This window comes from Collimonas sp. (assembly GCF_035566375.1).
Lineage (GTDB): Bacteria > Pseudomonadota > Gammaproteobacteria > Burkholderiales > Burkholderiaceae_D > Collimonas.
The window spans coordinates 15,126-26,811 of sequence record NZ_DATMRK010000046.1; the positions used below are offsets into that span (position 1 = coordinate 15,126).

Here is an 11,686-nt window from a genome sequence, read left to right on the forward strand (position 1 = left end):
GCGTTTCCTGCTTTCGTGGCTACAGTATAGGGCCGAGTTGGTGGCAGTTAATTGCAAAATTAGCCCCGCACGGAAAAATTTACGCAATAATATTATAAAAATTAATCTCTTTAGGGTCATTTATGCCAACGATTGCATTGGATGCAACAGACCGTAAAATTTTGGCGATCTTGCAGGAGGATGGCCGCCTGAGCAACCAGGAAGTGGCGGAAAGGGTCAATCTGTCACCGTCGCCATGCCTGCGCCGTATCAAACAACTGGAGCAAGCCGGCGTGATCCGGCAATACGTCGCGCTGCTGGAGCCGGACAAAATCGGTCTTGGCTTGCTGGCCTACATCAACGTGCGCCTGGAAAAACATAGCGATCCACAATACCTGAGCGGCACCAAAGCGGCAGCACAACACCAGGCCATGTCGCCGCGTGCCTCCTTCTCGGCGGCGGTCGAACAATGGCCAGAGGTGGTCGCCTGTTACGCGATGACGGGTGAAATGGATTTTCTGTTACGGGTGCATGTGGAAGACATGGCGCATTTTTCGCGCTTCATGATGGAGACCTTGCTGCGCCATCCGGCGGTGCTGGATGTCAAATCAAGTTTTGCCCTGCAACGGATTAAAGATACGACGGCGCTGCCCTTGCTCTAAGCGCCAATTTGCGGCGACCGCTCCTGCTACTTTAATTTAATCGCGTATTTAATCACGCTTAATGCCCGGCAGGCTGCTTAGCCATTTCAGTGCTGCACGCAGATTCGCCTTGACGGTATAGTCAAGCGTCGCCACCTGTTCCTGGACGGCCTCTTGCAGCACGCTGGCCGGATTGGCGGGCGGTAATTTCAGATAGGCGTCGGCTTCGCCGTAATCGCGATGGATGGCCATGCCGGCTTTCTTGGCGATGTGCATCATCACCTTGTTCGATGCCAGGCAATGCACGTACAAGGTATCGATATCGACGTTGCGGCAGTGTATCGCGGCCCGTTCGAACAAACGGCTGCCGACCCCCATGCCGCGTGCAGAAGCAGCAACCGAGACACCGAATTCGGCGACCCGCTCCTTGCTGGTGGAAGCGCTCACTGACGGCAGCGCTTCGCGTGGCGCAAACGCCAGATGACCGACCCCGAGCAAGCGCAATTTGCGGTCGTAGACACCAAACACCGTATCGCGTGAAAAATCGATATTTTCGACATAACGGCTAAGCAGATCGTCCGACAACACCGAACCGAAGCGCAGCAGGCGATCGCCGCTACTCAATGCCAGGAAATGGCGCAGCAGACGCTTGCGGGCGCGGCGTGACAATTCCTTAACGAAAATGGTCGGCCGCGACGCCTTGGTTTTGTCCGAGCTGGTACCGCCGGTTTTCCCCGGCGCCTCGCTTACGGAACCTGCCTTGGCATCTGTCGCAGTCATCCTCGCTCTCCCTTTCGGATAAGCTTACCTCGGATCAAGGCCGTTGTGCTTGCACCACCTGCTCAACCATTTCGACCCGAGCCACATGGATGGCTTCAGGTATCCGTTGTGGTTGTTGTTGGAGCATGCCGGCAATCACGCCGGCGTTGACCGAGCGCGCCGCCTTCAACGCGGCCTGCAGATAGGCGAGTTGCGGAAAGGGTCGTCCGGCGTACCCGGTCCTGCCGCGATAATCGCATTCGGTGGCGCGCAGCATATCGATAAAACGATGCGGTTTGCGAAACGCATCGCAACGCCCCAGCAAGTTCACGATGGTGTCTGCGCGCAGCTCGAATGCGCGACCGACATTGCCGTGTTCACGCGCCGTCATGAGGGCCAGGTCACGCGCCTCGCCCGGTACTTTGAGACGCTGGCAAACCTGTTCCACCAGCTTCACGCCAAGCCCTTCGTGACCGTGATGACTAGGCCAGCCGGCGGCCGGTGTCACGCCCTTGCCGAGATCATGGACGAGTGCCGCGAAGCGCACCCGTAATTCGTAATTTTCGCGCGCAGCGGTATCCACCACCATCATCACGTGTACGCCGGTATCGATTTCCGGATGATATTTTTCCGGTTGCGGTATGCCCCACAAGACATCCAGTTCCGGCAGGATGCGAACCAGCGCACCGCAGGCGCGCAAGACCTCGAACATGCGCGACGGCTGGGTTTCCATCAGGCCGCGCGCCAGCTCCTGCCACACCCGTTCCGGCACCAGCGCATCGACTTCGCCGGCAGCGACCATGCGCTGCATCAGCGCATTGGTCTGCGGCGCTACCGTGAAGTCGGTAAAGCGCGCGGCAAATCTGGCGACGCGCAAGATACGCACCGGGTCTTCGGCGAAAGCCTCGGATACATGACGAAATACCCGATCCTGCAAATCCTGCCGGCCGTTAAACGGATCGGCCAAAGTGCCGTCGTCGGCGCGTGCGATGGCGTTGATGGTCAAATCGCGGCGCACCAGGTCTTGCTCCAGCGTGACATCGGGATCGGTATGAAACACAAAACCCTTGTAGCCTGGCGCGGTCTTGCGCTCGGTGCGCGCCAACGCATATTCCTCATGCGTGCGCGGATGCAGGAACACCGGGAAATCCTTGCCGACCGGCCGAAACCCCTTGGCCAGCATATCTTCCGGTGTAGCGCCGACCACCACGTAATCACGGTCTTTTACCGGTAAGCCAAGCAACTCGTCGCGTACCGCGCCGCCCACCTCAAAAACTTTCATAGCTGTGATGGCACCTGGTTAGTCTGGCAACACTTCGGTTTCCGCCAACGCTTCGCGTATCCAGCGTGCCACGGCGGGATGCGCCTGTACCCGCTCGGCGTAAGCTTGCAAGGCCGGCGCCAGCGATACGCCGTAACTGTGGAAACGCATCACCACCGGCGCAAAATAGGCGTCGGCAATCGAGAATGCGCCAAACAAGAATTGATGATGGCCGAACTCGGATAAGCAAGTCTCCCAGATTTCAATCACGCGGGCGATGTCGGCCTGGGAACCTGGGGTGCGGCCCTGCCCCGGCTTGTGCGCGCGGATATCCATCGGCATGTCTGAGCGCAGAGCGGCGAAACCGGAATGCATCTCGGCGCAGATTGAACGGGCGGTGGCGCGCGCCAGAGAATCTTGCGGCCACATGCCCAGATCGGGAAACTGTTCTGCCAGGTATTCGCAAATTGCCAGGGAATCCCAGATCGGTGTATCGCCCACCATCAGAATCGGCAGCCGGCCGCTGGCTGAATAGCGCCCTATCTGGTTCGCGGTATCGGCTTGCCGCAGCAGGATCTTATGCTCTTTGAACGGAATCCCGAATGCTGTCATCGCCACCCATGGCCGCATCGACCATGAAGAATAATTCTTGTTGGCGATCACCAGTATCAAGCCATCTGCTCCGGCTTTTTGCAAAGCGGCGGAAAGGCTGGGATCAAGTTCTGTGGTTTGCATGTGTTTTACCTATTCGACTGCAATTTCAAGGCAACGCCGATTCAACAAAACCTTTGGGCGCGACGGTGCCCAGCCGCGCTTTCAAGGATTGCGGCTTGCCGTCGAACAGGGCGGCGTAATAGGTCGCATTGGACAGCACATTCTTTACATAACCACGGGTTTCATTAAACGGGATCGATTCCGCAAAAACCGCGCCTTCGACCGTGCCAGGCAAAGTCGAACGCCAGGCTCGCGGCCGCCCGGGGCCGGCATTGTAGGCGGCAGAGGCCAGCGCTTGCGAGCCATCCAGATCCGCTAACACCATGCTCAGATAATTCGTCCCTAGCAGGATATTGGTATTTACATCAGATATCTGGTCATTGGTAAAACCGCTCAGGCCGATTTTTTTCGCGACCCAGCGCGCCGTCGCCGGCATCACCTGCATCAGGCCGCTGGCGCCGACATTAGAGCGCGCACTTCTGATAAAGCGCGATTCTTGCCGGATCAAGCCATACACCCATGCCATGTCGAGCCCCAGGTTTTGGGTATTGGTGGCCATGACATCGCGGTGAGGCGCCGGAAAGCGTTGGTTGAAATCGACTTCGACCTTGGTGCGGTCGGAAGTGCTCACCATCCGGTCCAGAACATTGTTTTGGCGGGCGAATTCAGCCGCCGTCAGCAATTGACGGTCAGTCATCTTGCGCAATTCCCAGTTCCATTCGCGCACGCCTTCAAAACGCAGATTCATGTCGAAAAACCGCAGTGCGCGACGGAAGCCTTGATTATTTGCCATCGGCGCAATTTCGGCCGGACTGAATTCCTGGGCGGAGGAAACGGCGATAATTTTCTGCCCCAATTCTTCCAGCGCCAGCTGGCCGTAGAAATTGGTCTGGTCGGCAATCGACTGGAATTGCTGCTGCGCCTGATCGACTTTGCCCTCGGACTTATCGGCCCGCGCCAGCCAGTAAATCCAGGCAGGATCGCTACGTAAAGCTGCCGGCATCGCCTCGATTCCGGCTCGGACCAGTTTCCAGTCGCCGCCGCGCAGTGCAGAACGGACGCGCCACTGATAAGCATCCATCGACAATGGGACATTGCCCTTTACCTGCCGCCAATAATCGATGGCTTGCGGCTCCAGCTTGAGCGCGGACTGCAATGCTATCTGCGCCCATGCCAGCGAGCGTTCGGATGAAGTCAACTGATCGGATGAGGCACTTAGCGCTGCTGCTGCCCGTCCGCTATCGTTCTTGGCAATCCGCCCTAAGGCGAGAATGAATAATTCGTGGCCGCTGCGGCCGGCTCCAGGGCCGCGCGCAAGCACCAGTGCCGATTTGTCGATGGCCTGCGCCACCTGTGAATCGTCAGCGTCGATATACGGCGTCATGCGGCGTGCGACGACGGCAAACCCGGCTTCTACCGCTTGCCGGATCTGGAACCACACGTCGTCCGCGCTGAACTGGTCATTCTGCGCCAGCGTGCCAATCAGGCCGGTACAACCCTGACCGTAATCCTTCGGCGTAGTCAGCAGGGCGCGCGCCTCGGCAGCGACATTCGTGCCTTTCAACGCCGCCGAAGTCAAGGCGTAGCATTTCAACTGGGTGTCATCGTCGAGTACGAATTTCGGATATTGCTCATCGAAGGTGGTCCAATCGCCCGCCTTGCCCAACTCCAACAGCCAGTCGTTGCGCAGGCGGTCAGCAATCGCGCTGCCATCGTAGCGCGCCAGGTAGTCACGAATCTCGGATTGCGGAGCGACCAGGTCTTTGATCAAGGGCTTCAGGCGGTAATAATCGACATACGAAGGAATGTCATAATCACTTAAAGTAGAAGCCAACAGCTCCGTCTTATCTGCATTGTTTGCGCGGGCGGCGTCGCGCAAGGCCAGGAAGGCGTCGTCCTGACTGGTATAGCTGGCCGCTGCGGCGTTATTTGCGGAGCGTTTTTGGGCGTAAGCTGCGCTGCTTATTACGGCAGAGGAAGCGACTGCGACGGCGATAACAGCAAGCCATTTTTTTTTGAACATAGAACTAGCCAACCTTATTTTTACGGATGCGAATGATGACGTCTAGCATAGCATGTGATGCCAGCGATGCAACGCCCGGCCCGGACAAAACGCTGCTGCGGCGCGCCTTGCTGGCAAGCCGGCAATCGATCAGCCCGGCCCGGCGCCAGGATTGGGATGCCGAGCTTGGGCGGCGGGTCATTGCCTGGGCCGCGCTCTGGGCGGAGACGCATCCAGACGGTGTGCTGGGCGTGTATTGGCCAATCCGCGGCGAACCGGACCTGCGCCCTGCCTATGCCGAGCTGGCGGCGCGCGGCATGCAACTGGCGTTGCCGGTAGTAGTGGGCAGCGACAGTCCCTTGCGGTTTGTCCGCTGGAGTCCGGGCGAGGCCATGGCCAAGGACGGATTTGGAGTAGCCATACCTGCGAGCGATGTGGCAACCACGCCGCAAGCCTTGTTGATTCCCTGCGTGGGTTTCAACCAGCACAAGATACGGCTGGGTTACGGCGGCGGATTTTATGACCGGACGCTGGCGCCGCTGCCACACCCGCAGGCAATCGGCATTGCCTATTCTTGCGCACTGGTGGAATTTGACGGCGCAGCGCACGATATCGCGCTGGACGCCGTCATCACTGAGGCAGCGAATTTATAGCTTGACGAATTTATAGCTTAATTTATAGCTTGAGCCGCTGCCAGATCGCGATAGTCGCCGCCGATTGATTCAGCGTATAAAAATGCAAACCGGGCGCACCGCCTGCCAGCAACCGTTCGCAAAGTTGGGTCACGACATCCAGACCGAAAGCCCGGATCGAATCCGTGTCGTCACCGTAGCTGGCAAGCTTGAGACGGATCCAGCGCGGGATTTCAGTGCCGCACATGTCTGAAAACCGCATCAGTTGCGAGTAATTAGTGATCGGCATGATGCCGGCAATCACCGGTATCGTGGCCCCCAGTTTTTGCGCTTCTTCGACAAACCGGAAATACGCATCGGCGTTGTAGAAATATTGCGTAATGGCGCCGCTGGCGCCCGCTTTCACCTTGTTGACATAGCGCTGCACGTCGTCCTGCGGCGACTTCGCTTGCGGATGCATTTCAGGATAGGCCGCGACTTCGATATGAAACCAGTCGCCGGTTTCGGCGCGAATGAATTCCACCAGTTCGTTAGCATAACGAAACTCGCCGGAAGAAATATCCATCGCTCCGTAACCGCTAGGCAAATCGCCGCGCAACGCCACCAGGCGCTTGATGCCGTGATCCTTGTATTGCGTCAGGATGGTGCGCAGCGCTTCGCGCGAACTACCCAGGCAAGACAGATGCGGCGCCGCCTCGTGGCCTTCGCTACGGATGTCGAGTACGGTGTCCAGCGTGCCCTTCTGGGTCGAACCGCCGGCGCCGAAGGTGACCGAAAAATAGCGGGGATGCAGCTCAGCCAGCTTGGCGCGCGTCACCCGTAATTTCTCCGCCCCTTCCGGTGTCTTCGGCGGGAAGAACTCAATGCTGAAATTCTTTTGTGCGTTTTTCTGTACCATCTAATTCTTCTTCAATAGCAAAGTGGAAAGCGCCCACGAAACAATGCTGTACAAGATAGCGCCGCCAACCGCCGACCAGAAACTGGCCACGTAAAATCCGCTCACCAGATGCGACACCAGCCAGAACATCAAGCCGTTGATGATGAAGATGAACAAACCCAGCGTCAGCAAAGTCGCCGGCAAGGTCAGCAACAGCAGGATGGGGCGGATCAAGGTATTGACGAAACCCAGCACCAGCGCCGCGATCAGCGCCGCACCGAAACTGGCAAACTGCACTGAATGCATCAAATACGGCACCGCCAGCAAGGCCAGGGTATTGATCAGCCAGGTAATCAGTAAACGCATCGTGTCTTCCTTTTTATTTTGCGAGGCCGGTGCAGCGGCACACTTGCATGCCGCTGCGTAGCTTCGCTGTTAGTAGCGGTAGTGTTCCGGTTTGTAAGGACCGGTTTGCTTGACGCCGATATAGGCGGCTTGCTCCTCAGTCAATACAGACAGTTGCGCATTCAGTTTTTTCAACTGCAGGCGCGCGACTTTTTCGTCCAGGTGTTTTGGCAAGGTGTATACGCCAACCGGATAGGCTTTGGTGTTCGCGAACAATTCGATCTGAGCGATGGTCTGGTTAGCGAACGACGAGCTCATCACATACGACGGGTGGCCGGTACCGCAACCCAGGTTCACCAGGCGGCCCTCAGCCAGCAAGATGATGCGCTTGCCGTCCGGGAAAATGATGTGGTCGACTTGCGGCTTGATGTTTTCCCAGGTGTATTGCTTCAACGCGGCGACTTCGATTTCATTATCGAAGTGACCAATGTTGCAAACGATCGCCTGGTCTTTCATCTTTTGCATGTGGGCGTGGGTGATCACATGGTAGTTGCCGGTGCAGGTGACGAAGATGTCGCCATGTTCGGCGGCGTATTCCATGGTCACTACGCGATAACCTTCCATTGCTGCCTGCAAGGCGCAGATCGGATCGACTTCGGTCACCCAGACTTGGGCCGACAGGGCGCGCATGGCTTGCGCCGAACCCTTGCCGACATCGCCATAACCGGCGATCACGGCAACCTTGCCGGCGATCATGACGTCGGTGGCGCGCTTGATGCCATCCACCAGCGATTCGCGGCAACCGTACAGATTGTCGAACTTGGATTTGGTGACCGAGTCATTGACGTTGATCGCAGGGAAAGCCAGCTTGCCTTCCTTATGCATCTGGTACAAGCGATGCACGCCGGTCGTGGTTTCTTCGGTCACGCCTTTGATCTGAGCCAGGCGGGTCGAGTACCAGTCAGGCGAAGTCGCCAGCTTTTTCTTGATCGCATTGAACAGGCAGATTTCTTCTTCTGAGCCTGGATTGTTCAAGACCGAAGCGTCTTTTTCAGCGCGGGTGCCGAGATGCAGCAACAGCGTTGCATCGCCGCCGTCGTCGAGGATCATGTTGGCTTGCTCTTCGCCCGGCCATTCGAAAATGCGATGCGTGAATTCCCAGTAGTCGTCCAGCGATTCACCCTTGAAGGCGAACACTGGCGTGCCGGCTGCGGCAATCGCAGCGGCGGCGTGATCCTGGGTTGAATAGATATTGCAGGACGCCCAGCGTACCTTGGCGCCCAATGCTTCCAGGGTCTGGATCAGCACCGCGGTCTGGATCGTCATGTGGATCGAACCAGTGATACGTGCGCCCTTGAGCGGTTGTGCAGCGGCGAACTCTTCACGAATTGCCATCAGGCCCGGCATTTCGGTTTCGGCGATCTTGATTTCCTTGTCGCCCCATGCGGACAAGCTGATATCGGCAACCACGTAATCCTGGGTTGAAGATGTGGAATGTGTCGAGGAATGTGTAGATGCGTTCATGACTGCGGCGTTCATCACGCCCTCCTTTCGTTAGAAAAAAAGTAACGTGAGCGCAGTTGCAAAATGACTGTACCAAGCCTGGCAGACCATGTCTGTCGCAACGCTCCTTGGATACGAGCCGCTATTTTAAAGCAAAACAGCAAATTTTCAGCTAGCTGAAATACATATTCCGGCTATCCGGGTTGGCGAATGGCCGGCTAGCCCTCAGACCCAGCCCATTTCATGCAACTCGCTCTTGATATAAGCATAGTAAATCGGCGCCGCCACCAACCCCGGCAAACCGAATGCCGCTTCGGCCAGCACCATCACCAGCAGCAACTCCCAGCTGCGCGCATTGATTTGCGATCCGACTATCCGCGCATTGAGGAAATACTCGAGTTTGTGTATCACCACCAGAAACACTAATGCAGCCAATGCCACATAGACCGATACCGACAAGGCAACCAACACGATCAGGGTGTTGGAAATCAGGTTACCGATCACCGGCAGCAAACCCGCCAGGAAAGTGACGATGATCATGGTCTTGGTCAATGGCAGATGGACGCCGCCGAGCCGCAGCACCACCAACAGAAAGATCGCTGTCAATGTCGTATTCAGCAAGGAAATCTTGATCTGGGCGAACACCACGCGATGAAAGGCGTCCGCCAGCAAATGCGCCCGCCCTAGCAATTCGCTGGCCAGCGGTTGCAACAAAGGCATCGGATGCGCCGCATTCATCGCTATCATGGCGCCCAGCACCATGCCGATCAGTACATGTACGAATACCTGTACGGCTTCCTTGCCGGCCAGTTGCACTTCGCTGCTGTGGGATTGCAGCCAGTCGCTGAGGGTTTGCCGGATATCGTCGATATCGTCTGGCAGGTATTGTTGTATCCAGACGGGTAGTTGGGTGCGAGCTTGGTCCAGCACCAATATCAATTTCGATTGCAGCACCTGCATGCGGTCGGGACCGCCGTGAAAAAACGCCACCAGTCCAAAAATAGCCAGTGTCAACAGCCCGATAATGATGGCCGATAAGAACACTACCGAAATCAGGTGGGCGCGCTCGCTGGTCAGCCGGCGCTGCACAAATGGCGTCAATGTGCGGACCAGTTCATACACCAGCAAGCCGGCCAGCAAGGCTGTCAGCATATGCAAGGCCAACACCAGAAACAATGCCGCTAGCGCCACCAGCCATGCCGCCAGGCGAAAGCGCGGCAACGCCGTGATTATCGGGCGCGGTTTCGCCGGATCGGACGGTGATTCAGATGCAATTTTTTGGACGGAGGCCATGTGGGGACTTGGTTAGATCAGGTGCAATACACTAATTGCTGCCGCCCGATCTTTCTTTCAAGGTAGTCACTGAGGAGGTCAGTGTAACAAGTCGTTACAATCGTGCAAAGCGCGATTCTGGCGTGGCCGGTGTTCGGTGCGGCATGACGGGAAAACAAATCCCGCCATGCCCGGACAGCAATTACAGCGCAGCTGCTTTCAGTGCAGCAGCTTTATCGGTACGTTCCCAGGTGAATTCCGGCTCTTCCCGGCCGAAATGGCCGTAGGCCGCAGTTTTTTGATAAATCGGACGCAGCAAGTCGAGCATTTGCACAATGCCCTTAGGACGCAAGTCAAAATGTTCCAGCACCAGTTGCGCCAGTTTTTCGTCGCTGATCTTGCCGGTGCCAAAGGTGGTCACCATCACCGAGGTCGGTTTGGCAATGCCGATTGCGTACGACACCTGGATCTGGCAGCGAGTGGCAAGGCCGGCCGCAACGATATTCTTTGCCACATAACGGCCGGCGTAAGCCGCCGAGCGGTCGACCTTGGATGGATCTTTTCCAGAGAATGCGCCGCCGCCGTGGGGCGCAGCACCGCCGTAGGTGTCGACAATGATCTTGCGCCCGGTCAGGCCACAATCGCCTTGCGGACCGCCGATGACAAAACGGCCGGTCGGGTTGACCAGGTAACGGGTATTTTGCAGCCACTCCTTCGGCACTACCGGCTTGATGATTTCTTCGATCACCGCTTCTTCAATCGCCTTGTGCTGCATGTCCGGCGCATGCTGGGTCGACAACACCACGGTGTCTATCGCCACTGGCACGCCATCGACGTATTTCAACGTGACTTGCGATTTAGCGTCCGGGCGCAGCCAAGGCAGGCGGCCGTCCTTGCGCAATTGCGACTGGCGTTCGACGATCCGGTGGGCGTAATAAATTGCGGCCGGCATCAATTCCGGCGTTTCATCACAGGCATAACCGAACATCAGACCTTGGTCACCGGCGCCCTGATCGAGATCGAGGCCCTTGCCTTCATCCACTCCTTGGGCGATATCCGGTGATTGCTTGTCGTAGCCGACCAGTACCGAGCAACTCTTGTAGTCGATGCCAAAATCGGCATTGTCGTAGCCGATACGCTTGATAGTTTCACGCGCAACGGCGATGTAATCGACGTTGGCAAAAGTGGTGACTTCACCAGCCAGTACTACCAGGCCGGTGTTGCACAGGGTTTCGGCAGCAACCCGGGCTTGCGGGTCCTGGGTAAGAATTGCATCGAGAATCGCGTCAGAGATTTGATCCGAGACTTTGTCGGGATGACCTTCGGAAACGGATTCGGAAGTGAAGAGGTATTCATGCGCCATAGCAGGCTCCTAAAAAAATAACAGTGATGACCATGTCGCAGTCAAACCTGTTGAGCCTGCGACGCTTTAGCGAAATTTGTATGCCGCCTCGCAAGTTGTCTATTAACTCGGCGGATGATGCTAATTCTAAATTCTAATTACGGCTGCTAGTTACCGCTGCTAGTTACCGCTGCTGGTTACTATAACGGCAGCTAGTTACTATATATTAATGCGATTCTTGTAAGCAATCTATCTGGGGCCTAAAAAACGCTTTGCAACGCCATTCGGTTTTCAGACTATTGTGCTATTTTACGCCTCTTGAAAAAAATCGGCAAAATCCACCCTCTTTTGGCTCTTAT

At 56.8% G+C, this 11,686-nt stretch carries 11 protein-coding genes and 1 riboswitch; of the genes, 2 read left to right on the top strand and 9 right to left on the bottom strand.

What is annotated here, in order from left to right; translation table 11 throughout:
• Positions 1–122: 122 nt before the first annotated feature.
• Positions 123–641, top strand: a complete 519-nt coding sequence (locus tag VNZ60_RS14090) for an Lrp/AsnC family transcriptional regulator (protein WP_325660143.1) — start codon at positions 123–125, stop codon at positions 639–641.
• 48 nt (positions 642–689) lie between these two features.
• Here the strand turns inward: VNZ60_RS14090 and VNZ60_RS14095 are convergent, their stop codons facing one another.
• From VNZ60_RS14095 to VNZ60_RS14110, 4 genes are read right to left on the bottom strand one after another with little or no spacing between them, the layout of a single operon-like run.
• Positions 690–1,400 (bottom strand): GNAT family N-acetyltransferase, encoded by a 711-nt coding sequence (locus VNZ60_RS14095; RefSeq protein ID WP_325660145.1) that lies wholly within the window; start codon positions 1,398–1,400, stop codon positions 690–692.
• Positions 1,401–1,434: 34 nt separating this feature from the next.
• The gene (locus VNZ60_RS14100) at positions 1,435–2,661 is read right to left on the bottom strand and encodes a multifunctional CCA addition/repair protein (protein ID WP_325660147.1); all 1,227 of its coding nucleotides are present in this window, start codon (positions 2,659–2,661) and stop codon (positions 1,435–1,437) included.
• An 18-nt stretch (positions 2,662–2,679) separates the two neighbouring features.
• On the bottom strand, positions 2,680–3,375 hold the full coding sequence (locus VNZ60_RS14105) for a glutathione S-transferase family protein (RefSeq protein ID WP_325660149.1): 696 nt from the start codon (positions 3,373–3,375) through the stop codon (positions 2,680–2,682).
• A gap of 25 nt (positions 3,376–3,400) precedes the next feature.
• Positions 3,401–5,377 carry a lytic transglycosylase domain-containing protein gene (locus VNZ60_RS14110; RefSeq protein WP_325660151.1) on the bottom strand — a complete coding sequence of 659 codons (1,977 nt, stop codon included), beginning with the start codon at positions 5,375–5,377 and terminating at the stop codon, positions 3,401–3,403.
• Positions 5,378–5,409: 32 nt separating this feature from the next.
• On the opposite strand from VNZ60_RS14110, the gene VNZ60_RS14115 reads away from it, so the two are divergent.
• Positions 5,410–6,009: a 5-formyltetrahydrofolate cyclo-ligase gene (locus tag VNZ60_RS14115; protein WP_325660153.1), complete on the top strand. Its 600-nt coding sequence runs from the start codon at positions 5,410–5,412 to the stop codon at positions 6,007–6,009.
• A 22-nt stretch (positions 6,010–6,031) separates the two neighbouring features.
• On the opposite strand, the gene metF is transcribed toward VNZ60_RS14115, so the two are convergent.
• The 5 genes from metF to metK form a co-directional block, all read right to left on the bottom strand.
• Entirely contained in the window at positions 6,032–6,886 is an 855-nt protein-coding gene (metF, locus tag VNZ60_RS14120) for a methylenetetrahydrofolate reductase [NAD(P)H] (RefSeq protein ID WP_325660155.1), read from the bottom strand.
• On the bottom strand, positions 6,887–7,231 hold the full coding sequence (locus VNZ60_RS14125; protein ID WP_041742591.1) for a phage holin family protein: 345 nt from the start codon (positions 7,229–7,231) through the stop codon (positions 6,887–6,889).
• Positions 7,232–7,300: 69 nt separating this feature from the next.
• On the bottom strand, positions 7,301–8,749 hold the full coding sequence (gene ahcY, locus VNZ60_RS14130; RefSeq protein WP_325660158.1) for an adenosylhomocysteinase: 1,449 nt from the start codon (positions 8,747–8,749) through the stop codon (positions 7,301–7,303).
• Between the two features lie 26 nt (positions 8,750–8,775).
• Positions 8,776–8,850: riboswitch (S-adenosyl-L-homocysteine riboswitch) on the bottom strand.
• 88 nt (positions 8,851–8,938) lie between these two features.
• Complete coding sequence (locus VNZ60_RS14135; protein ID WP_325660160.1) at positions 8,939–10,006, bottom strand: AI-2E family transporter; 1,068 nt, start codon at positions 10,004–10,006, stop codon at positions 8,939–8,941.
• 181 nt (positions 10,007–10,187) lie between these two features.
• The gene (metK, locus tag VNZ60_RS14140; RefSeq protein ID WP_325660162.1) at positions 10,188–11,348 is read right to left on the bottom strand and encodes a methionine adenosyltransferase; all 1,161 of its coding nucleotides are present in this window, start codon (positions 11,346–11,348) and stop codon (positions 10,188–10,190) included.
• Positions 11,349–11,686: the final 338 nt, after the last annotated feature.

What these genes read in the sequence shown, in the direction of transcription:
- VNZ60_RS14090 (WP_325660143.1), top strand. Translation starts at nt 123, where the DNA reads ATGCCAACGATTGCATTGGATGCAACAGACCGTAAAATTTTGGCGATC.
- VNZ60_RS14095 (WP_325660145.1), bottom strand. Translation starts at nt 1,400, where the DNA reads ATGACTGCGACAGATGCCAAGGCAGGTTCCGTAAGCGAGGCGCCGGGG.
- VNZ60_RS14100 (WP_325660147.1), bottom strand. Translation starts at nt 2,661, where the DNA reads ATGAAAGTTTTTGAGGTGGGCGGCGCGGTACGCGACGAGTTGCTTGGC.
- VNZ60_RS14105 (WP_325660149.1), bottom strand. Translation starts at nt 3,375, where the DNA reads ATGCAAACCACAGAACTTGATCCCAGCCTTTCCGCCGCTTTGCAAAAA.
- VNZ60_RS14110 (WP_325660151.1), bottom strand. Translation starts at nt 5,377, where the DNA reads ATGTTCAAAAAAAAATGGCTTGCTGTTATCGCCGTCGCAGTCGCTTCC.
- VNZ60_RS14115 (WP_325660153.1), top strand. Translation starts at nt 5,410, where the DNA reads ATGATGACGTCTAGCATAGCATGTGATGCCAGCGATGCAACGCCCGGC.
- metF (WP_325660155.1), bottom strand. Translation starts at nt 6,886, where the DNA reads ATGGTACAGAAAAACGCACAAAAGAATTTCAGCATTGAGTTCTTCCCG.
- VNZ60_RS14125 (WP_041742591.1), bottom strand. Translation starts at nt 7,231, where the DNA reads ATGCGTTTACTGATTACCTGGCTGATCAATACCCTGGCCTTGCTGGCG.
- ahcY (WP_325660158.1), bottom strand. Translation starts at nt 8,749, where the DNA reads ATGAACGCCGCAGTCATGAACGCATCTACACATTCCTCGACACATTCC.
- VNZ60_RS14135 (WP_325660160.1), bottom strand. Translation starts at nt 10,006, where the DNA reads ATGGCCTCCGTCCAAAAAATTGCATCTGAATCACCGTCCGATCCGGCG.
- metK (WP_325660162.1), bottom strand. Translation starts at nt 11,348, where the DNA reads ATGGCGCATGAATACCTCTTCACTTCCGAATCCGTTTCCGAAGGTCAT.